The 25,518-nt window shown below is 68.9% G+C and carries 21 protein-coding genes; 13 read left to right on the forward strand and 8 right to left on the reverse strand.

Translation table 11 applies throughout. The features are described 5' to 3' along the window. Positions 1–91: 91 nt before the first annotated feature. From AC07ZS_RS20195 to AC07ZS_RS20215, 5 genes are all read right to left on the reverse strand, one after another. Positions 92–907 carry a fimbrial biogenesis chaperone gene (locus AC07ZS_RS20195; RefSeq protein WP_494800319.1) on the reverse strand — a complete coding sequence of 272 codons (816 nt, stop codon included), beginning with the start codon at positions 905–907 and terminating at the stop codon, positions 92–94. 7 nt (positions 908–914) lie between these two features. Then, positions 915–1,376 (reverse strand): hypothetical protein, encoded by a 462-nt coding sequence (locus AC07ZS_RS20200; protein WP_494800320.1) that lies wholly within the window; start codon positions 1,374–1,376, stop codon positions 915–917. After that, a complete protein-coding gene (locus AC07ZS_RS20205; protein WP_494800321.1) occupies positions 1,373–2,032 on the reverse strand; it encodes a hypothetical protein in 660 nt (219 codons plus the stop codon). Before AC07ZS_RS20205 ends, AC07ZS_RS20200 begins: the two co-directional genes overlap by 4 nt. 132 nt (positions 2,033–2,164) lie before the next feature. Beyond that, positions 2,165–2,755, reverse strand: coding sequence for a hypothetical protein (locus tag AC07ZS_RS20210; protein WP_494800322.1), 591 nt, complete (start codon positions 2,753–2,755; stop codon positions 2,165–2,167). Positions 2,756–2,962: 207 nt separating this feature from the next. Next, positions 2,963–3,466 carry an Lrp/AsnC family transcriptional regulator gene (locus AC07ZS_RS20215; RefSeq protein WP_494800323.1) on the reverse strand — a complete coding sequence of 168 codons (504 nt, stop codon included), beginning with the start codon at positions 3,464–3,466 and terminating at the stop codon, positions 2,963–2,965. 182 nt (positions 3,467–3,648) lie between these two features. Here AC07ZS_RS20215 and AC07ZS_RS20220 point away from each other — a divergent pair, with 182 nt between their 5' ends. From AC07ZS_RS20220 to AC07ZS_RS20240, 5 genes are all read left to right on the forward strand, one after another. Beyond that, entirely contained in the window at positions 3,649–7,248 is a 3,600-nt protein-coding gene (locus tag AC07ZS_RS20220; protein WP_494800324.1) for an indolepyruvate ferredoxin oxidoreductase family protein, read from the forward strand. A gap of 121 nt (positions 7,249–7,369) precedes the next feature. Further along, entirely contained in the window at positions 7,370–7,696 is a 327-nt protein-coding gene (gene yajC / locus AC07ZS_RS20225; protein WP_291121741.1) for a preprotein translocase subunit YajC, read from the forward strand. 88 nt (positions 7,697–7,784) lie between these two features. Further along, on the forward strand, positions 7,785–9,659 hold the full coding sequence (secD, locus tag AC07ZS_RS20230) for a protein translocase subunit SecD (RefSeq protein ID WP_494800325.1): 1,875 nt from the start codon (positions 7,785–7,787) through the stop codon (positions 9,657–9,659). Positions 9,660–9,674: 15 nt separating this feature from the next. Continuing rightward, the gene (gene secF, locus AC07ZS_RS20235; protein WP_494800326.1) at positions 9,675–10,628 is read left to right on the forward strand and encodes a protein translocase subunit SecF; all 954 of its coding nucleotides are present in this window, start codon (positions 9,675–9,677) and stop codon (positions 10,626–10,628) included. Positions 10,629–10,776: 148 nt separating this feature from the next. Beyond that, positions 10,777–13,119 (forward strand): DUF1631 family protein, encoded by a 2,343-nt coding sequence (locus AC07ZS_RS20240; protein ID WP_494800327.1) that lies wholly within the window; start codon positions 10,777–10,779, stop codon positions 13,117–13,119. Positions 13,120–13,138: 19 nt separating this feature from the next. On the opposite strand, the gene dprA is transcribed toward AC07ZS_RS20240, so the two are convergent. Both dprA and AC07ZS_RS20250 read right to left on the reverse strand, forming a co-directional pair. Further along, positions 13,139–14,245: a DNA-processing protein DprA gene (gene dprA / locus AC07ZS_RS20245; protein ID WP_494800328.1), complete on the reverse strand. Its 1,107-nt coding sequence runs from the start codon at positions 14,243–14,245 to the stop codon at positions 13,139–13,141. Positions 14,246–14,253: 8 nt separating this feature from the next. After that, on the reverse strand, positions 14,254–15,495 hold the full coding sequence (locus AC07ZS_RS20250) for a LysM peptidoglycan-binding domain-containing protein (RefSeq protein WP_494800329.1): 1,242 nt from the start codon (positions 15,493–15,495) through the stop codon (positions 14,254–14,256). Between the two features lie 221 nt (positions 15,496–15,716). On the opposite strand from AC07ZS_RS20250, the gene def reads away from it, so the two are divergent. Genes def through AC07ZS_RS20270 form a run of 4 tightly spaced genes read left to right on the forward strand, consistent with a single transcriptional unit; the run spans position 15,717 to position 18,289 of the window. Next, complete coding sequence (def, locus tag AC07ZS_RS20255) at positions 15,717–16,238, forward strand: peptide deformylase (protein WP_494800330.1); 522 nt, start codon at positions 15,717–15,719, stop codon at positions 16,236–16,238. Further along, on the forward strand, positions 16,238–17,218 hold the full coding sequence (fmt, locus tag AC07ZS_RS20260; protein ID WP_494800331.1) for a methionyl-tRNA formyltransferase: 981 nt from the start codon (positions 16,238–16,240) through the stop codon (positions 17,216–17,218). Before def ends, fmt begins: the two co-directional genes overlap by 1 nt. After that, on the forward strand, positions 17,218–17,961 hold the full coding sequence (locus tag AC07ZS_RS20265; RefSeq protein ID WP_494800332.1) for an AzlC family ABC transporter permease: 744 nt from the start codon (positions 17,218–17,220) through the stop codon (positions 17,959–17,961). Before fmt ends, AC07ZS_RS20265 begins: the two co-directional genes overlap by 1 nt. Beyond that, positions 17,954–18,289: an AzlD domain-containing protein gene (locus AC07ZS_RS20270; protein ID WP_494800333.1), complete on the forward strand. Its 336-nt coding sequence runs from the start codon at positions 17,954–17,956 to the stop codon at positions 18,287–18,289. The genes AC07ZS_RS20265 and AC07ZS_RS20270 overlap by 8 nt, the downstream gene beginning before the upstream one ends. A 24-nt stretch (positions 18,290–18,313) precedes the next feature. On the opposite strand, the gene AC07ZS_RS20275 is transcribed toward AC07ZS_RS20270, so the two are convergent. After that, entirely contained in the window at positions 18,314–21,001 is a 2,688-nt protein-coding gene (locus AC07ZS_RS20275; RefSeq protein ID WP_494800334.1) for a sulfatase-like hydrolase/transferase, read from the reverse strand. Between the two features lie 106 nt (positions 21,002–21,107). On the opposite strand from AC07ZS_RS20275, the gene AC07ZS_RS20280 reads away from it, so the two are divergent. From AC07ZS_RS20280 to pgk, 4 genes are all read left to right on the forward strand, one after another. Further along, entirely contained in the window at positions 21,108–21,833 is a 726-nt protein-coding gene (locus tag AC07ZS_RS20280; RefSeq protein WP_494800335.1) for a response regulator, read from the forward strand. Beyond that, positions 21,830–23,176 carry a sensor histidine kinase gene (locus tag AC07ZS_RS20285; protein ID WP_494800336.1) on the forward strand — a complete coding sequence of 449 codons (1,347 nt, stop codon included), beginning with the start codon at positions 21,830–21,832 and terminating at the stop codon, positions 23,174–23,176. Before AC07ZS_RS20280 ends, AC07ZS_RS20285 begins: the two co-directional genes overlap by 4 nt. Positions 23,177–23,331: 155 nt before the next feature. After that, the gene (locus AC07ZS_RS20290; RefSeq protein WP_494800337.1) at positions 23,332–25,002 is read left to right on the forward strand and encodes a phosphoethanolamine transferase; all 1,671 of its coding nucleotides are present in this window, start codon (positions 23,332–23,334) and stop codon (positions 25,000–25,002) included. Between the two features lie 73 nt (positions 25,003–25,075). Continuing rightward, the coding region (gene pgk, locus AC07ZS_RS20295; RefSeq protein WP_494800338.1) for a phosphoglycerate kinase at positions 25,076–25,518 on the forward strand (443 nt) is incomplete at its 3' end.

The raw sequence follows: 25,518 nt of genomic DNA on the forward strand, positions 1-25,518 counted from the left end.
GGGGCCGCGGTCTGGGCCCAGGCCGCGAGCCAGGGCGTCGATGCGCCCAGGAGCGCCAGCAGGCAGTGGGCTGGGCGCGGCACCAGCCCCCTCATGGAGCGAAGCTCGCGTCCAGCGGCAGGCGGTTCTTGCCCCACTCCAGGTTGCCCTTGACCTTCAGCGGAAATCGGACCGTGGGGGCGGATTTGCCGCTCTCGACCACGGGCGTGATCGCGATGCGCCGCGTCTCGCCCGGCAGGATGGGCAGGTCGGACGGGGCCATCTCGAAGCGGGTGCCGGCGGCGTCGGTGCCGTTGACGAAGCCTTCGAGGCGGCCATGGGCGTTGCCCAGGTTGCGCACATCGACCACGGCGGTGGGCTGACCGTCCACCTGGGCCACACGGGTGCCGGTGATCTCCAGTTTCGGGGCGGCGTCGCCGATGGTGGCGTACACGATCACACCGATGCGGCCGCCCACCGGGAAGTTGAGGTCGCCTTGCACGCGCGCGGGCTCCAGGCCCTCGATCATCAGCGCGAAGCGGCACTCGCGCGCCGGCGTGCCGGGCGGGGGCGTGATCTCGAAGCGGTAGCGGTAGCGCGCACCGGGCTCGATCGTCAGCTCGCGCCGCTCGACCGCGACCCAGGGCCGGCAGCTGTCGGCGGCGAGCGCGTCGCTGAAGGCCACCGAGTTGTCGGGCAGGAAAGTCCAGTCGTTGGTGTAGACGCGGTAGTTGCCCTTCTGCTGCCCGACGTGCTGGATCTCCACCACCTGGCGCAGGTTCTGGCCGGGCGCGACCTGGACTTCAAAGCGCGGCGGCGTGATGTAGGCCGCGAAGCCCTGGGCCCAGGCGCCCGGTGAGACGCCGGCCAGGGCGAGGGCACACAGGGCGGCGGGGTGGCGGATGAAACGCGGGAAGGCAAGGTGCATGGCGGAATCAGTCGGCATCCAGTTCGAAATGGAAGTTCAGGCGGCGGCTGTTCGACTGCCAGTCGGCGTTCGAGCGCAGGCGCACCTGAAACTGGTCTTCCAGCGTGGGGGTCGTGATCGGGCCCGCGAAGACCAGCGCGCGCTCGCCCGACACCAGCCGGCCGGCCTGCAGGCGGCCCTGGGTGGTCCAGACCGCTTCCACGGTGGAGGCCTCGTCGCGCGGCAGCACCATGTAGATGCGCCCGCTGCGCCCGATCCAGTCGCGCGTGTCGATGCGGATGTTGACGCGCAGCCCGGCCTCCATGCCGCCCGCGAACGGCTGGCCCGACTTCAGGGGCAGCCATTGCATCTGCACATTGGGCGGCACCGTGTGGCTCAGCGAATCGTCCAGGCGGTGCGGGTTGGCCCACGCGGCGGTGGCCAGCAGGCCGCACAAGGCGGCCAGGGCGAGGCGTCGGAAAGCCGTCATGGGCTGCTGAGGGTGTAGGTCACCCGGCCGTTGTAGGTGCCCGCCGCCCGCACCGCGTTGTTGGCGTAGATGTAGGAGTGGCAGTTCTCGAAATACGTGTTGCCCGGGACCGTTGCCAGCGTCTGGGTGCCGCCGTTGAAGGTGCCGGCCGGGATCACATTGGGCGCGCTGCTGCCGGGGGCCGCCACGGTCCAGCTGATCTCGGTGAACGGAATGGCGTCGCCGCTGGCGTTGGTCAGGCTGGTGGGCGAGGAGACGGTGAGCGTGGCGTTGGCCGAACCGCTGTTGCGGCGGTAGCCGGCGCCGATCATGACCTGGCTGGCCGGCGTGGGGCAGGTGTTGTAGCCGTCGGCGTACAGGCTGGTGGACTGCGTGCTGTCGCTGGTCATGGCCAGGTCCGTGCCGTTGCCCAGTTGAGCCACCGGCACCGTGACCTGCACGAGGTTGACGGGCCCGCTGGTGCCGGCCGTGCCATTCAGGGTGCCGCTGGTGCCGCTCATGGCGCCGTTGCCCACGTGCAGGAACAGGCGGCGGCTCCCGGACGTGATCGTCAGGGACCAGGCATGGGCCGCCGCCATCTCCGCCACGCACAGCACGGCCAGACAGAAGCTCGCCGCGAGGCGGGGCGGGCTGGAGCGGGTCGTCGTGCGCTTCATGGTGTCTGGTGACCGTGGCTGTCCGGGGAAAACGGGGCGCCTGAAATGGCGACGGAGGGTTGCACGGGGCAAACCCTCCGGGAGCCGACGGGGCGGCGGGTGGACCGCCCTCTCAAGGTCTGCCGCGCAGACTCAGGGCATGGAGGCGGTGTAGGTCACGCGGCCGTTGGTCGTGCCGTAGGTACCCGGTGCCACCACAGCCGAGTTGGCGTAGCTGAAGGTCCAGTTGGCGGTGCGGTCGGTGATCTTGGTGCCCGAAGACAGCGTCACGTTGGAGGCCGCGCCCGCGCCGGTGTTCGGAATGGTGGGGCTGGGCAGCGCGGCCAGGCTGCTGGTGGCCGTGATCTCGGACCAGGCGATGGTGTCGGCGGTGCCGTTGGTCAGTGCGCCGGTGGTGGAAGCGGCCAGGGTGACCTGACCGTTGTTGCCCACCACGCGGACCGGCACCACGTTGCCGGTGACCACGCCGGCAGCAGCGCCCGTGCCGACGGCCGCGGGGTTGCTGGTGTAGTCGAAGGTCACGGTGTCGATCGTGGTGTTGGTGGCGAAGCCGGCGGCGCCGGTGCCCACGGCCAGGAACAGCACCCGGGGCACGACCACGCGGAAGTCCAGGCGGGCGACCGCACTGCCTGCGCCGGTGACGAGCTGGGATTCGGCCGAAGCCATCAGCGGGGTGGCCAGGGCCAGCGCCAGGGCGGATTGGAGCAGCAGGGCTTTTTTCACGACGTTTCCTTCAGGAAGGTGCAGAAGTGGGGTTTGTGCACTTTTAGGTACGCGGCCCACGGGTTGGTGATGGGCGCATGTTACGGAAAGTCACGATGGGGATCAATATGTGCTCAGGGAAAAATTTCACACTTTTCAAGCACTTACGGCCGCTTTGTTAACCGAAGGTAAAAAAACGGCGATGAGCGGTGAAAAAAGTGCTTAAGTTCACGCGCTTTTTGCCGTGCTCGTACTTCTGGTTACCAGGTGCTGCAACGGAAGTGCACTGCCGGACTTCACTTCCCCCAGGGAAAAGCTGGTGTGCAGGTCTTTCACGTTGGGCAGGTTGAGCAGGACCTCGCGGGCGAACTGGCTGAAGTGGTTCAGGTCGCGGCTGACCACCTGCAGCTCGAAGGTGCCGGAACCGCTGATGTAGTGGCACGACACCACTTCGGGGATGCCGCGGATGGCGTTTTCCAGCGTCCGCGTGACATCGCCGCTATTGCGGTCGGCGTCCAGGCGCACGAAGGCCAGCACGCCCAGGCCGATCTTTTCGCGGTCGATCTCGGCGCGGTAACCCCGGATGAAGCCCGACTCCTCCAGTGCGCGCACGCGCCGCCAGCAGGGCGCGGCCGACAGGCCCACCCGCTGGGCGAGCTCGGCATTGGTCAGGCGGCCGTCGTTTTGCAGTTCTTGCAGGATGGCGATGTCAAACTTGTCGAGTGTTTCCATGATGGCCTGTTTTGAGAATGAATCTTTCTCGATCATCGTAAAAACCCGCATGAAACGCAAACACCTGTCGCGCGCTGGGGCATACACTGTGCGCCACACTGGAGGCTCGCACCTACCCGTTGCGCGCCCCGTTCACGACCCGCCCACAAGGCAGGCCCCACATCCCCCACGGAGACAAGCCGATGAACGCCCCCCTGCCCGACCACATCCGCCGCGCGCTGGAGACGGTCACCCTGGACGACAAGTACGCGCTCGACCACGGTCGCGCCTTCATGAGCGGCGTTCAGGCGCTCGTGAAACTGCCCATGCTGCAGCGCCAGCGCGACGCGCTGGTGGGCAAGAACACGGCCGGTTTCATCAGTGGTTACCGCGGCTCTCCCCTGGGGGGCTACGACCAGGCTTTGCAGAAGGCGGCGCCTTACCTGAAGGCGCAGAACATCGTGTTCCAGCCCGGTGTGAACGAGGAACTGGCCGCCACCGCGCTCTGGGGCACCCAGCAGCTGGGCTTCGCCCCACCGGGCAGCAACCGCTTCGACGGCGTGTTCGGCATCTGGTACGGCAAGGGCCCGGGCGTGGACCGCTGTTCCGACGTCTTCAAACACGCCAACATGGCCGGCACCACCCACTGGGGCGGCGTGATCGCCGTGGCGGGTGACGACCACGTGGCCAAGAGCTCCACCGCCGCGCACCAGAGCGACCACATCTTCAAGGCCTGCGGCCTGCCGGTGTTCTTCCCGACCTCGGTGCAGGACATCCTCGACCTGGGTCTGCACGCCCTGGCCATGAGCCGCTTCAGCGGTGTGTGGGCCGGCATGAAGACCATCCAGGAAATCGTCGAGTCCAGCTCCACGGCCGAGATCGATCCCGGGCGCGTGAACATCGTGATCCCCGAGTTCGAGATGCCGCCCGGCGGCCTGCACATCCGCTGGCCCGACCATGCACTCGACCAGGAGGCCCGCCTGTTCGACTACAAGTGGTACGCCGCGCTGGCCTATGTTCGCGCCAACAAGCTCAACCACAACGTCATCGCCGGGCCGAACGACCGCTTCGGCCTGATCGCCAGCGGCAAGGCCTACAACGACACGCGCCAGGCCCTGCTGGATCTGGGCCTGGACGACGGGACCTGCCGCCGCATCGGCCTGCGCCTGCACAAGGTGTCGGTGGTCTGGCCGCTGGAGGCGCAGACCACGCGCGAATTCGCCACCGGCCTGCGCGAGATCCTGGTGGTGGAAGAGAAGCGCCAGGTCATCGAGTACCAGCTCAAGGAAGAGCTCTACAACTGGCGCCCCGACGTGCGCCCCAACGTGCTGGGCAAGTTCGACGAGGTCGAGGGCGATTTCAGCGGCGGCGAGTGGAGCATGCCCAACCCCAGTGCCCACACCCTGCTGCGCGCCAACGCCGACCTCTCGCCGGCCATCATCGCGCGCGCCGTTGCCAAGCGCCTGAAGAAGATCGGTGGCGTGCCTGCCGACGTGATGGCGCGCATCGACACCCACCTCGCGGTGCTGACGGCGCAGGAACAGTCGATGCAGACCTTGCTCACGCAGGGCGTGGCCGGCGCCGAACGCCAGCCCTGGTTCTGCTCGGGCTGCCCGCACAACACCAGCACGCGTGTGCCCGAGGGCTCGCGCGCCATGGCCGGTATCGGCTGCCACTTCATGACGATCTGGATGGACCGCGCCACCGTGGGCTTCACCCAGATGGGCGGCGAAGGCGTGCCATGGATCGGCCAGCAGCCGTTCAGCCACGACCAGCACATGTTCGCCAACCTGGGCGACGGCACGTATTTCCACAGCGGCCTGCTGGCGGTGCGCCAGAGCATCGCGGCCGGTGTGAACATCACCTACAAGATTCTTTACAACGACGCCGTCGCCATGACCGGCGGCCAGCAGGTGGGTGAACGGCCCGAGGGGCACAGCGTGGTCCAGATCGCGCAGAGCATGCGCGCTGAAGGGGCGGTGAAGATCATCATCGTCACCGACGAGCCCGAGAAGTACGACAGCGTGAAGGGACTGCCCGAGGGCATCGCGATCCAGCACCGCGACACGCTGGATGCCGTGCAGCGCGAGTTCCGCGAGATCAAGGGCACCACGGTCATCATCTACGACCAGACCTGCGCCACCGAGAAGCGCCGCCGCCGCAAGCGCGGCACCCTGGTCGACCCTGACAAGCGCGTGGTCATCAACGAGCTGGTCTGTGAAGGCTGCGGCGACTGCGGCGTGCAGTCCAACTGCCTGTCGGTCGAGCCGCTGGAGACCGAGCTCGGTCGCAAGCGCACCATCAACCAGAGCACCTGCAACAAGGACTACTCCTGCGTCAAAGGCTTCTGCCCGAGTTTTGTCACCGTCGAGGGCGGCCAGCTGCGCAAGAAGGAAAAGGGCAGCGCCAAGCCGGAATGGACCGGCGGCGCGCTGCCGTTGCCCGTTCTGCCGACGCTGGACTCGGAGGCCTGGGGCGTCATCGTCGCCGGCGTGGGCGGCACCGGTGTGATCACCATCGGGCAGCTGCTGGGCGTCGCTGCCCACCTCGAGGGCAAGGGCATCGTCACGCAGGACGCGGCGGGCCTGGCGCAGAAGGGCGGCGCCACCTGGAGCCATGTGCTCATCGGCGCGCGGCAGGACGACATCCGCACCACGCGCGTGTCGGCCGCGTCGGCCGACCTGATCCTGGGTTGCGACCCGATCGTCAGCGCCCACAAGGAAACCTGGGCCCGCCTGCGCGCCGGGCGCACCCACGTGGCGCTCAACGTGAACGCGACGCCGACCGCCGCTTTCGTCAAGAACCCGGACTGGCAGAACCCGGCGCAGGCCTGCGTGGACGCGCTGGTGAGCAGCCTGGGGACGGAAGCCGTCGGCGCCTTCGACGCCGAGACCGCGGCCACGCGCCTGATGGGCGACAGCCTGTACACCAACCCCATGATGCTGGGCTACGCGTGGCAGAAGGGCTGGTTGCCGCTGGAGCTGGCCTCGCTGATGCGCGCCATCGAGCTCAACGCGGTGCAGATCGACAAGAACAAGGCTGCTTTCGAGTGGGGCCGCCGAGCCGCGCACGACCCGCAGGCCGTGGCCGCGCTGTGGCAGAAGGCCGGCGCGGGCGAGCAGGTGATCCAGTTCAAGAAGCGCGATTCGCTCGATACCCTGGTCGCCCGCCGCGCCGAGTTCCTCACCGGCTACCAGAACGCCGACTACGCCGACCAGTACCAGCTCTTCGTGAGCCGCGTGCGCGCGGCCGAAGCCTCGCTGGGCAAGGCCACGCTGACGGAGGCCGTGGCGCGCAACCTGTTCAAGCTCATGGCCTACAAGGACGAGTACGAAGTCGCCCGCCTGCACAGCGACCCGGCTTTCCACGCCCGCCTGGCGAGCCAGTTCGAAGGTGACTTCAAGCTCAAGGTGCACCTGGCCCCGCCGCTGATCGCCAAGAAGAACGAACGCGGTGAGCTGGTCAAGCAGCCGTTCGGCCCGTTCATGTTCAAGGTGTTCAAGGTGCTTGCCCGCTTCAAAGGCCTGCGCGGCACCCCGCTGGACCTCTTCGGTCGCACCGAGGAGCGGCGGACCGAGCGGGCCCTGATCGGGCAGTACCGCGCCGACGTCGAGACCCTGCTGGCCGGACTGAACTCGACGAACCACGCGCTGGCGCTGGAGATCGCGGGCCTTCCCGAGCAGATCAAGGGCTTTGGCCATGTGAAAGAGCGCAACCTGGCCGCCGCGCGCAGCCGCCGCGAGGCCTTGCTGCAACAGTGGCGCCAGCCCCGCTCGGCGCCCAGCCTGGCCCGCGCCGCCTGATCGGCGGGACACCCCCCCGGCATACAATGTCTGGTTGAGTCCGGGGTGCCCGGGGTCGCCTGGTTCAGGCGGCCCCGGGCCTTCGGCGTTGTCCTGACCCCGAACCGTTTGGAGATCTCCCGTGTTCATTTCCTCCGCTTATGCCCAAGCCGCAGCCGCCGGTGACACCCAATCCACCCTGCTGGGCATGCTGCCCCTGGTGCTGATGTTCGTGGTGCTGTACTTCGTGATGATCCGTCCCCAGATGAAGCGCCAGAAGGAGCACAAGGCGATGGTCTCGGCCCTGGCCAAGGGCGACGAAGTCGTCACCGCCGGTGGCTTCCTCGGCAAGGTGTCCAAGATCGGCGAGATTTACGTGGGCGTGGAACTTGCCGACGGCATGGAAGTCCAGATGCAACGCACCGCTGTCGTGCAGGTGCTGCCCAAGGGCACGATCAAGAGCGTCTGAGCGTGCCGGCCCGGTGCCGTCGCGCCGGGCCCCTGAAATGCGCTTTCGCCTTCGCTGAACAACTCCAGGCCTCAGGCCCGGCCTCACCATGAACCGTTACCCGCTGTGGAAGTACGCGATCATCCTGATCGTCCTGTTGATCAGTGCGCTGTATGCACTGCCCAACCTGTTCGGGGAGTCGCCCGCCGTCCAGGTTTCGGCGGCCCGGTCCACGGTGCGGATCGACGCCGGCACGGTCACCCGTGTGGAGCAGGCGCTCGCGGCGCAGAACATCCAGAGCAACCGCATCCAGCTGGACGCCAATTCGGTCAAGGCACGCTTTGACAGCACCGACGACCAGCTCAAGGCGCGCGACGCGCTGGAAAAGGCGTTCAACCCCGATCCGGCCGACGCCAGCCACGTGGTGGCCCTCAACCTGCTGCCCCGCACCCCGAGCTGGCTGGCTTCCCTCGGTGCTTCGCCCATGTACCTGGGCCTGGACCTGCGGGGTGGCGTGCACTTCATGTTGCAGGTCGACATGCAGGCCGCCCTGCTGCGGCGCGCCGATGTGCTGGCCACCGACCTGCGCACCCTGCTGCGCGAAAAAGGCCTGCGCCATGGCGGCATCAACCGCAGCGGCCAGACCATCGAGCTGCGCGCCGGTGACGCCCAGACCCTGGGCGCCGCGCGCGACCTGATCCGCACCCAGTTCACCGACCTGCAGCTCACCGAGACGGCCGACTTCCGGCTGGTGGGCACCATCAGCCCCGAGGCGGCGCGGCGGGTGCAGGAACAGGCCCTCAAGCAGAACATCACCACGCTGCACAACCGCATCAACGAGCTGGGCGTGGCCGAGCCGGTGATCCAGCAGCAGGGCGCGGACCGCATCGTCGTGCAACTGCCTGGTGTGCAGGACACGGCCAAGGCCAAGGACATCCTGGGACGCACCGCGACGCTGGAAGTGCGCATGGTCGACGAAAGCGTGGATGCCCAGGCGGCCGCGCGCGGCACCGGCCCGGTGCCTTTCGGTGCCGAGCGTTACCCCGAGCGCGGCGGCCAGTCCGTGGTCGTCAAGCGCGAAGTGCTGCTCACCGGCGAGAACCTCACCGACGCCCAGGCCGGCTTCGACAGCCAGACCCAGGAAGCGGCCGTCCACCTCACGCTGGACGCCAAGGGCGCGCGCGTGTTCCGCGACGTGACGCGCGAGAACGTCGGCAAGCGCATGGCCATCATCCTGTTCGAGAAAGGCCGTGGCGAGGTCGTCACCGCGCCGGTGATCCGGGGCGAAATCGGCGGCGGCCGGGTCCAGATCTCGGGCGCCATGACCACCGTGGAAGCCAACGACACCGCGCTGCTGCTGCGCGCCGGCTCGCTGGCCGCGCCGATGGAAATCATCGAAGAGCGCACCATCGGTCCCAGCCTGGGCGCCGAGAACATCACCAAGGGCTTCCACAGCGTGCTGTGGGGCTTCATCGCGATCGTCGTGTTCATGTGCGTCTACTACGCCATGTTCGGCGTGTTCTCCAGCATTGCACTGGGCTTCAACGTGCTGCTGCTGGTGTCCCTGCTCTCCATGCTGCAGGCCACCCTGACCCTGCCCGGTATCGCCGCCATGGCGCTGGCGCTGGGCATGGCGATCGACTCCAACGTGCTGATCAACGAGCGCGTCCGCGAGGAACTGCGCCGGGGCTCGTCGCCGCAGATGGCCATCAATGCCGGCTACGACCACGCGTGGTCCACCATCCTGGACTCCAACGTCACCTCGCTGATCGCGGGCATTGCGCTGCTGATCTTCGGTTCCGGTCCGGTGCGCGGCTTTGCCGTCGTGCACTGCCTGGGCATTCTCACCAGCATGTTCTCGTCGGTGTTCTTCTCGCGCGGCGTGGTCAACCTCTGGTACGGCCGTCAGAAGAAGCTCAAGACCGTTTCCATCGGGACCGTCTGGCGTCCCGACGCCCAGAACGCCGCGGCCAAGGCCGACTGATCAGGACCTCACGCCATGGAATTCTTCCGCATCCGCCGCGACATCCCGTTCATGAAGAACGCGCTGTTGCTCAACGCGATCTCGTTCATCACCTTCATCGCCGCCGTCTTCTTCCTGACCACGCGCGGTCTGCACCTGTCGGTGGAGTTCACCGGCGGCACCGTCATGGAGGTGGCCTATGAGCAGCCGGCCGACCTGGAGTCGGTGCGCAAGGTCATCGAGTCGCTGGGTTACGCCGATGTGCCGGTGCAGAACTTCGGCACCTCGCGCGACGTGCTGCTGCGCCTGCCGGTGAAGGCGGGTCAGTCGTCGGGCCAGCAGAGCGAGACCGTGCTGGCGGCCCTGAAGGCGCAGAACCCGGCCGTGGAATTGCGGCGCACCGAGTTCGTGGGCCCGCAGGTCGGCCAGGAGCTGGTCACCAACGGCCTCATGGCGCTGGGGCTGGTGATCGTGGGCATCATGATCTACCTCGCCTTGCGCTTCGAGTGGAAGTACGCTGTCTCGGCCATCGTGGCCAACCTGCACGACGTGGTCATCATCCTGGGCTTCTTCGCCTTCTTCCAGTGGGAGTTCTCGCTGGCGGTGCTGGCGGCGGTGCTGGCGGTGCTGGGTTATTCGGTCAACGAATCGGTCGTGATCTTCGACCGCATCCGCGAGACCTTCCGGCGCCAGCGCAAGATGAACACGCACCAGGTGATCGACCACGCGATCACCTCCACCATCAGCCGCACCATCATCACCCACGGGTCCACGCAGGCCATGGTGCTGTCCATGCTGGTGTTTGGCGGCCCCACGCTGTTCTATTTCTCGCTGGCCCTGACCATCGGCATCTGCTTCGGCATCTACTCGTCGGTGTTCGTCGGTGCGGCCATGGCGATGTGGCTGGGCATCAAGCGCGAAGACCTCATCAAGACCAGCAGCAAAACCGAAGGCGACCCGGACGATCCGAACGCCGGGGCTGTCGTATAAGCGCGAAACGGCGCGCGCCTACCGCACCCCGCGCGGCTGGGACACCTGTGGATGCATCCATTCGTGTCATACTGCACACATTGTGTCGCCGCCCGATCAGCACGTTTCATCCCTGGCCAAACAGGCACGTGAACTCTTCGTGGTTCACGTGGGACGGGCGCTTCCCGAGTGGGTCAAGGTCTGTGACACACGGCTGACCTCGATCCTCGATCAGGCCGGCTCGGCGCGCGACATGCAGGCCCGCCGCGATGCCTGGACCGGCTTCCAGAAAAACCAGACCACCTGGCTCAACCAGAGCCGCAAGGCGCTGCAGCGCACGCTGCTGCCGCGCTTCTCCAACTCCGGCAGCCCCACCAGCGTGTCGGGTCAGCTCGAGCTGGTGGCCGAAGGCGCGATCGACGACCAGATCCTGGCTTCGCGTCTGGCCATGCAGGTGCTCGACAAGTCGTCCACCGAACTCAACGAGCTGCGCCTGCGCATCCAGCATCTGGAAGGGCGGCAGGAGCTGCCGCGGGGCGACGTGCTGTTGCCCGACGTCACCGCGCGCATCCTGGTGGACCAGTGGCTGGACGCCCACATGACGCGCGAGGCCTGGGTGCTGGTGCAGGACGCGCTGGCGCCGGTGCTGGCCAGCAAACTGCACGACGCCTACAAGGCCGCAAACGAGTTTCTGGTGGCCAGCGGGGTGATGAAGGAAATCGACCTGCAGGCGCTGGTCAAGCGGGTGCCCGGCAGCCGCAGCGAAGCGCATGTGGTCCGGCGCGACGCGTCGGCGCCGGCATCGGCCGCCAACGGGTCCCGGCCGATGCCGGCCGGGCCGCGCATGGCCGGTGGCGGCGGCCCGGCATCCATGCCGGCCTCGGCGCCGGGCAGCATGTCCGGCATGGGCCCCGGGTCCAACTTCGGCGCAGGCCGCGCCGGGGCGCCCACGTCCGGCATGGGGGTGCACGATGAAACCCGCATGCTGACGGGCACGTCTCCCCTGGCGCGGGCGCGCATGCGGGCCCAGGGCGTGGTCGGACGGCTCAAGCGCATGCTGATCGACCGCGTCGGCGGCGACTTCGAGGCCACGCAGCTGTTGCCGCCCTCGCCGCGCCTGCAGCAGGCCATCCAGCACCAGGCCGCGACGCCCAGTGCGGCGGCGAGCCTCTATGTGTCGGGCTCCTCCGGTATGGGGGCGGTGTACGTGGATGCCTCGCACGTGGAGCGCGTCGCCTCCTCGTTGCGCCAGCGCACCACCGAACTCAAGCAGGCCGCGAGCACGCCGACCGAGAAGGCCACCATCGAAGTGGTGGCGCTGATGTTCCAGAGCATCCTGGCCGAAGAGCGCATTCCGCCCAGCGTGCGGGTCTGGTTCGCGCGCTTGCAGATTCCGGTGTTGCGCGTGGCGCTGGCCGAGCCCGAGTTCTTCAGCGCCCTGCAGCATCCGGCGCGACGCCTGATCGACCGCATGGGCTCCTGCGTGATGGGCTTCGAGTCCAACGTGGGTTCGGCCGCGCTGGAAGCCGAGATCAAGCGCGTGGTGCAGGTGATCGAGCAGTACCCCGAAACCGGGCGGCGGGTGTTCCAGCTGGTGTTCGAGGAATTCCAGAAATTCCTCTCCACCTACCTCAGCGAACAGGGCAGTGCCAGCCGCTTTGTGAGCGTCGCGCAGCAGGTGGAGCAGAAGGAAACCCTGTCGGTGCAGTACACGATCGAGTTGCGCAAGCTGCTGGACGACGTGCCGGTGCGCGACGAGGTGCGCGATTTCCTGTTCAAGGTGTGGGTCGATGTGCTGGCCGTGGCCAGCGTGAAGTACGGCCTGAAGCACGAAGAGACGACCTCGCTCAAGCAGGTTGCATCGGACCTGCTGTGGGCGGCCAGCGCCAAGCCCAACCGCAACGACCGCGCGCGCGTGATCCAGCAACTGCCCGGCCTGCTGCAGCGCCTGCGCCACGGCATGGGGCTGCTGGGCCTGCCCAGCACCTTGCAGGACCAGCACATCAAGTCGGTGAGCGACACCCTGGCCGATGCCTTCATGTCGCGCACCGAACCGATTTCGCAGGAAAGCCTGGACAACCTGTCCGACCGGCTGGCCAACCTGGAAGATTACCTGCCGGCCAACGGGGTGGGCGACCTGGACCTGGACACCGAGAGCATCGAGATGATCACCGGTGTGGACGCCAGCAACATTGAGGTGATCAACCAGGGCGGCAGCCAGCCCAACGAGGCGATGCGCTCGTGGGCGGTGGAGCTGCAGATCGGCTCGTGGTTCGGTCTGGACCACAACGGCAAGCTCAACAGCGTGCAGCTGGCCTGGCGCAGCGAGCGGGGCCAGCTCTACCTGTTTGTGACCAACAGCGGGCGCTGCTTCCTGATCCAGGCGATGCGCGTGGCCTCCTACCTGCAGGCCGGGTTGCTCGTGCCCAGCGAGGAAGAGGCCCTCACCGTGCGCGCCACGCGCGACGCGATGGCCAAGCTCGAAGCGAACCCCGAGCGCCTGCTCAACTGAGCGGGCGAACCGCCCGGGCTCAGCCCTGGCCCTGCCGCTGCAGCAGCCCGCCCGGCAGCCGGGCCACTTCCCCCGACAGTTCCAGTTCGAGCAGGTGCGCCTGCAAGTGGGCCGTGTCCAGGCCAGTGCGGGCCTGCAGCGCATCGAGGCTGACCGGGTCGTGGCCCATGGCCTTGAGCAGGCTGTCTTCGTTCGCGCTGTCGCGTGTGCCCGGTTCCCCGTCGTCGCGAGGTGATGCCGGCGGGACAAAGTGCAGGTCTTCCAGGATGTCCTGTGCCGACTCCACCAGCTTGGCGCCCTGCCGGATCAGTGCATGGCAGCCCCGCGACTGCGGTGCATGGATCGACCCCGGGATGGCGAACACCTCGCGGCCCTGTTCGACCGCCATTCGTGCGGTGATCAGCGAGCCGGACTGCACGGCCGCCTCGACCACCAGCGTGCCTTGCGACAGGCCCGCGATGATGCGGTTGCGTTGCGGGAAGTGGGCGGGCAGCGGCGGTGTGCCCAGCGGGTACTCGCTGACGATGGCGCCCTGCATCGCGATGCGGTGGGCCAGCGCCAGGTGCCGCTTGGGGTAGACGCGGTCCAGGCCGGTGCCGACCACGGCCACGGTGGGAGCGCCGCCGAGCAGGGCGCCGTCATGGGCGGCGCCGTCGATGCCCAGCGCCAGGCCCGAAACCACGCAGACCTCGGCCTGGCCAAGTGCCTGGGCGAACTGGCGCGCGTTGGTTTCGCCCTGCGGCGTGGGGTTGCGGCTGCCCACGATGGCCAGCCGCCGGGGATGGTGCAGGGCCTGCACCTGGCCGAGCACGTACAGGAGCACCGGCGGGTCGGCCATCTGCAGCAGATCGGGCGGGTAGAGCGGGTCGCCCAGGGTCAGGAGGTGGCGGTCCGGGCCTTCGGCCAGCCAGGCCTCTGTGCGATCCACCTGGGCCTCCAGGTCTTCGGGGGGCTGTTGCAGGGCGTCTGCCGCGCGGGCGCCCACGACGGCCTGCCAGGCCGGGGCCGGTTGCGCGAAGACCGCTTCCGGCAGGCCGAAGGCCGCGAGCAGCTTCCGCGCGGAATCGAGGCCCACGCCCGGCGTGAGCAGCAACCGCAACCAGGCGGCCAGCTCGGGTCGGAGCATCGCGCCGATCAGGGGTTGACGAAGCGGTCGCCGACCTTCACGCCGTCGGTGATCTGCAGCACCAGCGCGTAGGACACCTTGTCGAAGGTGCGGAAGACCATCATCAGGCCGTTGCGCTCACCGGGGAGCCGCAGCTGCGGGCGGGTCTGGTCGGTGGTGTCGGTGAACAGGCCGCTCTCTTTCTGCAGCGCCAGCACGTGGCCGCGCTCGATGCCGTGCGCACGGCCCCGGTTGATGGTGACCACCTGGTTCTGGGCCGCGTAGCGCACCGCATTGCCGTACACCGAGACGATCTGGCCGTTCTGCGGGGTGCTGGGCGCGCGCGGAACGAAGTTGCTGAGTTCGCGCTCGGGCTCGGGCAGCAGCCGGTCGCCGACGCGGATCTCTTCCTTGGCCGCGACGATGTCGATCGTGGCCGGCACGATCTCGGCGGGCGTCTTGCCATTGCCGTCGGCGGCCGGTCGCTGGCTTTCGCTGCTCACCAGCTGCGCCTTGCCCACGTACTGGGCTTCGTAGCCCAGGATCTCATTGGTGGTGGGGTCGCGCAAAGGGGTGGCGTTGCGGAACACGCGGTGATCGATCGATTGGCCTTCCACGACCCGCAGCGGTTCGCTCTGTGGGCCGTCGCCGTACAGGGCCCGCGCGTAGGCGCGGTCGCCGCGGGTGAGCAGCACGCGGTGTTCCTGCGTCGCCACGATGCGCGGGGCGCGCGCGAACGTGGCTTCGTCCACGATCATCGGCTCGGTCAGGAACGACTCGATGGCTTGCAGCGACACCGGGGGGATTGCCGAATCGCTCAAGCTCTCGTAGCGGGTGCGCGGCGAGACCCGCACGGTGGAGGTGTCGCCGCCGTTCGCGGGGCGGGTGCTGAGCATGGCCCGGTCACCCGACTTGATCAGGTACAGCATCTGGCCCGGGTAGATGCGGTGGGGGTTCTGGATCTCCGCGCGGTTCATGCCCCAGAGCTCGGGCCAGCGCCACGGCGTCTTGAGAAACACGCCGGAAATCGCCCACAGGGTGTCGCCGCGCTGGACGGTGTAGCTGTCGGGCGCGTTGGGCGCCAGTTCGGACAGCGGCACGCCGTTCTGCGCCACCTGGTCGGCGGTGGCCCGCTGTCCCTGGGTGACGGGAAAGTTCTGCGCGGAGGCGCCGCTGGCGATCAGGGTGGCCAGCACAGCGGCGGCACAGGCCAGCGGGCGCAGCGTGCGCAAGGAGAGGAGGTCGGCGGACTGGCGGGTTTGCAATGGCATGAAGTGGCCCCTGAGCGGCGATCGTGTCTTGACAAGTCGCTTTTGATTTTGCGCCCAAGCCCTTGATTAGGCAACGCAAATGGCCGAGCACTCACACGCGCCGTCGCAAAAGTGGCGAAAATAGCGACATCGTCTTCCGCCTGTCACCGGCTTGCCGCCAGCCGTCGCCCCGGTACATTGGAAGCCCCTGCCCGACCCTGTCTCGAACCCCTTCGATTTCCATGAATTCGCCCTCGCTTCTGCCCATCCTGCGCTACCCCGACCCGCGCCTGCACACCGTGGCCAAGCCGGTCCAGGCGGTGGACGATCGCATCCGTGTGTTGATCGAGCGCATGTTCGAGACCATGTACGACGCCAATGGCATTGGCCTGGCGGCCACGCAGGTGGATGTGCACGAACGCTTGATCGTGATCGACGTCAGCGAGGCGCGCGACGAGCGCCTGGTGCTGATCAACCCCGAGATCGAATGGGCCAGCCCGGAGAAGCGCAAGGGCGAAGAGGGCTGCCTCTCGGTGCCGGGCATCTACGACGGCGTGGAGCGGTCGATCGCCGTGCGGGTGCGCGCGCTCGATGCCGACGGCGTGGAACGCACGATCGAGGCCGAGGGCATGCTGGCGGTCTGCATCCAGCACGAGATGGACCACCTGCTCGGCAAGGTCTTCGTGGAATACCTCTCGCCGCTCAAGCGCGACCGCATCAAGTCCAAGCTGGTCAAGGCGCAGCGCGAGGCCCAGCGCGCCTGATGAAGCTCATTTTTGCCGGCACGCCGGAATTCGCGCGCGTGGCGCTGGAGCGCCTGCTGGCCGCGGGCTTCACGGTGCCCCTCGTGCTCAGCCAGCCCGACCGACCCGCTGGGCGCGGCATGAAGCTGCAGGCCTCGCCGGTGAAGCAGCTGGCGCTCGAACGGCAGATCGCCGTGGCACAGCCGCGCAGCCTGCGGCTGGACGGCAAGTACCCGGACGACGCGGCCGCCGCGCGTGACGCGATCGAGGCCGCGCAGGCCGACGCCATGGTGGTGGCGGCCTACGGGCTGATCCTGCCGCAATGGGTTCTGGGCGCGCCGCGCCTGGGCTGCCTCAACATCCACGCCTCGCTGTTGCCGCGCTGGCGCGGTGCGGCGCCCATCCACCGGGCGATCGAGGCCGGTGATGCCCAGACCGGCGTGACCATCATGCAGATGGACGCCGGGCTGGACACCGGCGACATGCTGCTGATCGAGCGCCTGCCCATCCAGGCCGAAGACACCACCGGCAGCCTGCACGACCGCCTGGCTGTGCTGGGCGGGCGCCTGATCGTCGAAGCGCTGGAGATCGCCGTCTGCGGCGGCCTGAAGGCCGAGAAACAACCCGCCGAAGGCGTGACCTATGCGCACAAGATCGAGAAGGCCGAGGCCGCGATCGACTGGGCCGCGCCGGCCGAGACACTGGCGCGCCGGGTCCGTGCGTTCAACCCCTTCCCGGGTGCGGCCACCGCGCTGGCGGGCGAGGCCATCAAGGTGTGGTCTGCGCACGCCGAAGACGCATCGGCGCAGGCGGCGCCCGGTCAGGTGCTGGCGGCGGACGCCGATGGCATCCGCGTGGCCACCGGTCGTGGCGTGCTGGTGCTCACCGAGCTGCAGCGCGCGGGCGGCAAGCGCCTGGTCGCGGCGGATTTTCTGCGCGGTTTTGCCCTCGCACCCGGTCAGGTGCTGGACGCCGCACCGTCGCTGAAAGAGGCGCACTGATGTTCCACCGCCGCGAATACCGCAACCGACCCGAGTACTGGGACGGCGTGCGCGACCAGGTGTCCGTCGCCATGGGCATCGGCGCCTGGGGCCTGATGACCGGCGTGGCGATGGTGCAGTCGGGCCTGTCGGCGCTGGAGGCCGTGCTGATGACGCTGATCGTCTACGCCGGCAGCGCCCAGCTCGCCGCCGTGCCCATGATCGCCGCCGGCGCGCCGCTGTGGGTGATCCTGGCGGCCGCCTTCTGCGTGAACCTGCGCTTCGTCGTGTTCTCGGCGCACCTGCGGCCCTACCTGATGCACCTGCCGCGCTGGGAGCGGCTGATCAAGGGCTACATCACCGGGGACCTGAGCTACGTGTTCTTTGCCCGCCGCTTCCCGCACCCCGGTGCGAATGCCGAGGAGCTCGCGCAGCAGCAGGCCTACCTCATGGGCAACTGCGCGGTGAACTACGTGGCCTGGATGGGGGCGAGCCTGATCGGTATCGCGCTGGCCAACGCGATTCCCGTGGCGTGGGGCCTGGGCTTCGCCGGCATTCTTGCGCTGCTGGGGGTGCTGTGCTCGCTGGCCTCCTCGAAGCTGCGCTTCGTCTCGGCCGGCGTGGCCGGCGCGGCGGCGGTGGCGGCCTGGGCGCTGCCGCTCAAACTCAACATCCTGGTGGCGATCGCGAGCGCGGTGGCGATCTGCCTGGTGCTCGAAAAATTCAGGCCCGCGGCCCAGGGGCCGGGAGCGCACCATGCTTGACCTCGATCCGTGGACCCTGCTCACCATCGTCGCGCTGGGCTGCATCACCGTGATCACGCGCGGCTTCTTCTTCATCTCCAGCAAGCCCTGGAGCCTGCCGCACTGGGCCCAGCGCGGCCTGCAGTACGCGCCCATCGCGGCGCTGGCGGCGGTCGTCGTTCCGGAGGTGGTGATGAGCCACGGTGAGCTCATCGCCACCTGGAAAGACGCGCGCCTGTTCGCCGCCGCGGCCGGCATGGCCTGGTTCTTCTGGAAGCGCGGCGTGCTGGGCACCATCGTCTGCGGCATGGCGGTCTACCTGCCGCTGCGCCTCGGCCTGGGCTGGTGAGCCGGGGCGCCGCGGCTCAGCGGCTCAGCGGTGCCACTGCTTCTGGTACGCCCACTGCGCATAGCGCGCGTGCGCCTGCGCCTTCTCCACCAGCGCCGGGTTGCTACCGGGGCTGTCCCGCAGCTGGCCGTCCGTGTAGCTCATGAGGCGGGGCGCGGTGTCGGGCTGCAGCACCGCCACGGCCGAGCCTTCCATGTAGGCCTGGATCTTGTCGAACTGCATGATGGCGCGACCCGGTCGGGCGCGTTGCGCCGGGTCGCTCAGGTCGCGGCCGGTGAGGGGGACCTCGCCGCTCAGGCCCATCATGGAAATCAGCGTGGGCGCCAGGTCGAGCTGGCTGGCCACGGTGGGGATGCGCTCGGGTGAGCGGACCGTGCCGCCCAGGATCAGCCCGGGGATGTGAAAGCGCTCGATCGGGATGACCGAGGGACCGTACACGCGCGAGTTGTGGTCGGCCACGACGAGGAAGAGCGTGTTGTCCCAGTAGGCCGACTTTTTCGCTTTCTCGAAGAAGCGGCCCAGGGCGTGGTCGGCGTACTTCACCGCGTTGTTCACCGTGTTCTTTGGCTGCTCGTGCAGCTCGAAGCCGCCGTCCGGGAACTCGAAGGGGGCGTGGTTGGACGAGCTGAACACCAGGGCGAAAAAGGGCTTGTCGGCCGGCTGCCGGCTAAAGTGCTGGTGGGCCATCTCGAACAGGTCGCCGTCGGACGCCCCCCAGGTGGCGATGAAGGCATTCGCCGGCATGTCCTTCTGCTCCACCACGCGGTCGAAGCCGTTGCCCATGAAGTAGCTGCGCATGTTGTCGAAGTGCGATTCACCGCCGTAGAAGAAGGTGGACTCGTAGCCCTTCGGCTGGAGGAAGCTGGCCAGCGTGAAGAAGTCGCGCTGCGATTTCGCCAGTTTCACCGTGCTCACCGCCGAGGTCGGTGGAAAGCCCGCCACCACCGCCTCGATGCCGCGCACCGAGCGCGTGCCGGTGGCATAGAGCTTGTCGAACCAGATGCCCTGGTCGCCCAGGCGGTCCAGATTGGGCGTGAGTGGCAGGCCGCCCAGACGGCCGACGAACTCGGCACCCAGGCTCTCTTCGAGCACGATCACGAGGTTCAGAGGGCGTTCGCGCGGGTGCTGGCTGGTCAGCGTGTGGCGCAGGGGCGAGGCGGGGTCGGTGAAGGCGCCGGGCGGCAAGCCGGTCTCTCGCCGCACGATGTCGATCACGCGGTCCTGCGGCATCTCGGCGTAGGTGATGCCGCCTTCTTCGGCCTTTCGCGACTGGTAGATCGCGTACGTCACGGTATAGAGCGAGCTCAATGGCAGCTCGTTGACCAGGTGGTCGGTGGTCACGGCCGCCGTGGCGGGGTTGGCGGGCCGATGCCCCAGCGCACCGCGCGCGCACAGCGCGAGCACCACGAAAAGCAGCATCGACAAGGGAAGGGCCTGCCAGATCCTCAGGGTCTCGGGTGAGCGCGGCGCGGGGCGGGTCAAGCGGACGTAGGCCCAGCCGATGGTTGGCAGCAGCACCGCCGTGGCCAGCAGGTGCGCCCAGTAGTCCTTGATCAGTGTGCCGCCCACTTCCTTCGCATAGCCCAGGTACTCGACGAAGAGGTAGTTGGGCCGGCTGTCGTACTGCAGCACGAAGGCGGGCGTGGCCAGTTCCATGAACACCACGAGCAGCAGGGCGATGCCGCCGTACACGCGCAGGACAACACCCCACGCGCGCAGGCTGCGCCGATGGGTCGCCATCCAGGGCGTGAGCGTGGCGGGCAACACCCAGGCCAGGCCCATCAGCACGGCATCGAAGCGCAAGCCTTCCCACCACACCAGCGAGGCCGCCTGGGCCTGGGCGATGCGGTCCGCCAGCCACCAGGCCAGGCCCGCGCGCGACAACCACAGCACCGCCAGCATGCAGGCCATGGGCGCCAGCAGGGGCCGCAGCACGGCGAAGGTGTGGGCCGGGAAGCGCGGCGGACGACCGGCATTCCCTGCCGATGGCGCGCGCCGCGCGCCATCGGGCGTGGACAGCGCAGGCTGCGCCAGCCGCCAGACGGCCCATGACACGGTGGCCGAGATCAGCAGCGTCCACAGCGTGTGGCTGGGAAAGTGTGCACCCCGCAGCGTTTGCACGGCCCCGGCCAGCAGGCCCACGAAGAGAACGGCCGCGAGCCAGCGCAGGCCGATCGTGCGCCGGCGCCCGGTGCCCGCAGGGGCATCCAGCCACGGCAGGCACAGGCCGATGAACGCAAAGCCGCTGGATGCGTGCCCCCCGGGGAAGCAACGCCCGGGACCGCCATCGGCCACGCCCCAGGCCCAGTGCGACACCCACCGTGCCGATCCGCCGAAGGCCTGCAGGTCCCAGGGGCAACTGGTCAGGCTGGCGTTCTTCACGAGGTTGACCGCCAGCAGCGACAGCGTGGCCATCGCCACCACCGTCCAGCGCTCGCGCCGGGGCATCTGCAACCCTGGCCAGCAGGCCCAGGCGACCAGCAGCAGCCAGAAGCCGGTCATGGCCTGTCGCAGGCCGTCGTGCAGCACGCGCGAGAGCAGCCACGTGTCCTGCCACGCGAAGCCTTGCGGTGTGCCGATGGCGTGCATGACCGCCATGTCCAGGCCGCTCAGGTCCCAGAGCAGGGTGAGCGCGAGGAGGCCACATAGCGAGAGCGCGGGCGACGAAGAAACGGGGATGGGGGCCCAACGTGGGCGGAGCAGGGCGTGCATGGCCCGGCACTGTGGACGGGCCAGGTTAAATGCGCCTTAAGGCGGCGCTAAGGCGCGAACCCATAATGGCTGTGTTCAGCTTCAACGGACCCGACGTCCCCTCAACATGCGCGCTCTCGTGGTGGAAGACGACCCCGGCATTGCCAGCGGCCTGCAGGCCTCGCTGCGCCAGGCCGGCTATGCGGTGGACGTCTGCACCTCGCTGGACACGGCCTGGCGGGCTCTCGCCGTGGAGCCCTTCGACGTCATGCTGCTCGACCTGGGCCTGCCCGACGGCGAGGGGCTGGACCTGCTGGCGCGTCTGCGTCGCCGGCCTGCACCCTCGGCCGGGCGCGATACCCTGCCGCGCCCGGACATGCCGGTGCTGATCATGACCGCGCGCGACGGCGTGAGCGACCGCATCAGCGGCCTGGACAGCGGGGCCGACGACTACATCATCAAGCCCTTCGACGCCAACGAACTGCTGGCCCGGCTGCGCGCCATGCTGCGCCGTGCGGGGGGGCGCAGCAACCCGGTGATCGAGCACGGCGATCTGGTGATCGACCCGGCGACCCACACCGTGCAGCGCGCGGGTGAGCCGGTGGCGTTGGGCGGCAAGGAGTTCGCCCTGCTGCTCACGCTGCTGCAGGCGCGGCCGCAGGTGCTGTCCAAGGCGCGGCTGGAATCGGCGCTGTACGGTTTTGACGAAAGCCTGGAGAGCAACGCCATCGAGGTGCACATCCACCACCTGCGCCGCAAGCTCGGCGAGTCCCTGATCAAGACGGTGCGCGGCGTGGGCTACTTCGTTCCGCAGGAGGCGCCCGCCTCGCCGGCGAAAGCGGCGCGGCGATGAACGGGGCCACGGTGCCGCGCGCGCGAACCCTGCGCCACTACCTGCTGGCCTGGGCGCTCGGGGTGCTGGTGACGGTGTGGCTGGCCTTGATCGCCTTCACCTGGCCGACCGTCTTCCGCGAAGCGCGCCAGTTTTCCGATGGTCAGATGACGGCCGTGGCCAAACTCTGGTTGAGCGCGGCGCCTTACCGGCTCGAACCCCACCCGTCGGCCGATGTGTCCCACCTGCGGCACGAGTACCTGCAGGACGTGGCCGTGCTCGCCTGGGACGATGGGCGTCTGGTCGCCGACACGCATGGCATGGCCGGTGGCCTGGATGTGGCGACCCTGCCGGCACAGGGCTTCACCACCGTGCGCGTGAACGTCGCCGGCCTGGTGCCCGAGTGGCGCGCCTACTCGGCCCAGATCTCGCAGGAGGGCCGGCTGCGGCGCGTGGTCGTGCTCATGGACCTGAAGCAGCGCTACGACCTCGGCAAGGACATCGCGGCGCACGTGGCACTGCCCGCCCTGCTCGTGCTGCCGCTGGTGAGCCTGCTGCTGTGGTGGGCCATCCGCCGGGGCCTGCGCCCGCTGGACCAGCTCTCGAGCGAAGTGGCCGCGCTCGACGGCTTCGCGGGCCAGCGGCTGGATGCGCAGCACCGTCACAGCGAGTTCGCCAGCACCGTGGCCGCGATCAACGCGCTGGTCGACACCTTGCAAACGCGTGCCCAGCGCGAGCGCGAGTTCGCCTCCGACGTGGCGCACGAGTTGCGCACGCCGCTGGCCGCCCTGGCCTTGCAGGCCCGCGCCGCGCAGCAAGATCCTTCACCCGAGCGCCTGGCGCAGCTGGAGCAGGAATCGCTGCGCGCGGGCCGCATCCTCTCCCAGCTGCTGGAGCTGGCCCGCGCCCAGCGCAGCGCGATCGCCGGCGGGGGACCGCTGGCGGCCAGCCCGGTGGTGCTGGGCGAGCTGGCGGCGCGCCTGATCGCCTCCCACGCGCCGGCGGCGTACGAGAGCGGCCATGAGCTTTCGCTGGTGCAGCCGGACGAACCGGTGGTGGTGCCCGCCCAGCCGATGTTGCTGGAGCTGGCGCTGCGCAACCTGATCGAGAACGCGCTGCGCCACACGCCCCGGGATTCACAGGTGGCCGTGGCGGTGTGGCAGACCGGGACCCACCTCGGGGTCTCGGTGAGCGACGACGGCCAGCGTGCCCATGCCCACACGCTGCCCGCCGAGCGCGGCGGCCTGGGGCTGGGCCTGCGCCTGGTGTCGCGCATTGCGGAGCAGATGGGTGCCGAACTGGCGCGCGACCAGGGCGAAGCGCCCATGACGACACGCTTCACGCTGCGCTGGCCGCGCGCATAAGGTTCGTTTAACGTCGGCTGCGCACAGTGCCGGGGCCGGCATGTGCTGGCATTCGGATGCCGGCCATGCAGCTCTCGTTGCCCCTTGTCTTTCCCCGCTTCTTGCGTTTCCCCGCGCTTCACCCTTCCTCGCCAGGGGCACGCCGGCGCCCGTTGGTGGCGGTGTGGGGCCTCGCGCTCTGGCTGGCCAGCATGGGCAACCTGCCTTTGTGGCAGCGCATCGACGGCCTGGGTGGCTCACTGGGCCAGCGCCTGGCGCTGATGCTCGGCCTGGGCCTTCTGCTGTCGGGCGCACTTGCGGCGCTGCTCTCGCTGCTGGCGTGGCCGCGCGTGTTCCGGCCCGCCGCGAGCGCACTGCTGCTGATCGCCGCGTTCAACACGCACTTCATGTGGCAGTACGGCGTGGTGATCGACCCGACCATGCTCGCCAACGTGGTGCACACCGACGTGCGCGAGGTGCGCGACCTGCTCTCGTGGGCCCTGCCGGGCACGGTGCTGCTGGTGGCCGGCTGGCCGTTGTGGGCGCTCTGGCGACGGCCGCTGGCCCTGCGCCGGGCGGGGCCGCAGGCCGTGCGCAACCTGGCGGGGGCGTTGGCCGCCATCGTGCTGCTGGTGGTGGCCGCGTTGCTGAGCTACCAGGGTCTGGCCTCGCTCATGCGCAACCACAAGGACCTGCGCTACATGGCCAACCCGCTCAACACCGTGTACGCCGGTGCCCGCCTGGCGGTGGACCAGTTTCCGCGCCAGGTGCGCCCGCTGCAGCCGGTGGGTGAGGACGCCGCACTGGGCGCGAGCTACGCGCACCAGCCGCGGCCGCCCCTGCTGGTGCTGGTGATCGGCGAGACCGCGCGCGCGCAGAACTTCGGGCTCAACGGCTACGAGCGCAACACCACGCCGGCGCTGGCGCGCTGGCAGTCGCAGGGCGATCTGGTGAACTTCGGCCAGGTGCGCTCCTGCGGCACCAACACGCTGGTGTCTCTGCCCTGCATCTTCTCGCCGCTCACGCGCGCCCAGGGCGGGGACAAGACCCCCGAACACGAAAACCTGCTCGACGTGCTGCAGCGCGCCGGCCTGGCCGTGCTGTGGATCGACAACCAGGCCGGTTGCAAAGGCGTGTGCGACCGCGTGCCCAACGCCAGCGCGGGCGACCACGCCGTGCCCGGCCTGTGCGAGGGCAGCGAGTGCTACGACACCGCCATGCTCGATGGCCTGGACCAGCGCATCGCGGCGCTGGACCCGCAGCGCCGCGCGCGCGGCGTGGTTCTGGTGATGCACCAGATGGGCAGCCATGGGCCGGCCTATGCCCGGCGCGCGCCCGCCGACCGCAAGCCGTTCCAGCCCGAGTGCAAGAGCGTCACCCTGTCCGACTGCCCGCACGAACAGCTGGTGAACGCCTACGACAACTCCATCGCCTACACCGACCACTTCCTCGACCAGACCTTGCGGTGGTTGAAGGCGCGCGCCGATCAGGGCAGCGAAGACACCGGCCTCCTCTACGTGTCCGACCACGGCGAATCGCTGGGCGAAAACGGCCTGTACCTGCACGGCGTGCCTTATGCCCTCGCGCCGGAGCAGCAGACCCACGTGCCCATGGTGAGCTGGTTCTCGCGGGGCCTGCAGCAGCGCACCGGTTTGTCGATGAACTGTCTGCGCGAGCACGCGGCCGCACCGATCTCGCACGACCACCTCTTCCATTCCGTGCTGGGCCTGATGGACGTGCAGACACGCATCTACCAGCCTGCGCTGGACGCGCTGGCACCCTGCGGCGCGGCGTCGCAGGTGAAGGCACCTGCCGGACCGACCGCGCCGGTCGCGCACACCGGCTGAACGGCCGGCGGCCACGGGGTGGCCGTGTTTCCTACAATGCGGGCTTCTCTCTGACGACCCCACCCCGCCCACCATGTCCTTCATCCGTTTCTCCGACCTCTGCTCCAGCGGCCAAGCCAAGGGCCAGCGCGTCTTCATCCGCGCCGATCTGAACGTGCCGCAGGACGACGCCGGCCGCATCACCGAAGACACGCGCATCCGCGCGAGCCTGCCGGCCATCCAGCTGGCGCTGGACGCGGGCGCGGCCGTGATGGTCACCAGCCACCTGGGCCGCCCCACCGAAGGCGCCTTCAAGCCCGAAGACTCGCTCGCCCCTGTGGCCGCCCGCCTGGGCGAGCTGCTGGATCGCCCGGTGCGCCTGGTCGCCAACTGGATCGACGGCGACTTCTCCGTCGCCCCCGGCGAGGTCGTGCTGCTGGAGAACTGCCGCCTCAACGTCGGCGAGAAGAAGAACAGCCCCGAACTGGCGAAAAAGCTGGGCGCCCTGTGCGACATCTTCGTGCACGACGCCTTTGG

The sequence above is a fragment of the Hydrogenophaga sp. GW456-12-10-14-TSB4 genome (assembly GCF_059424305.1).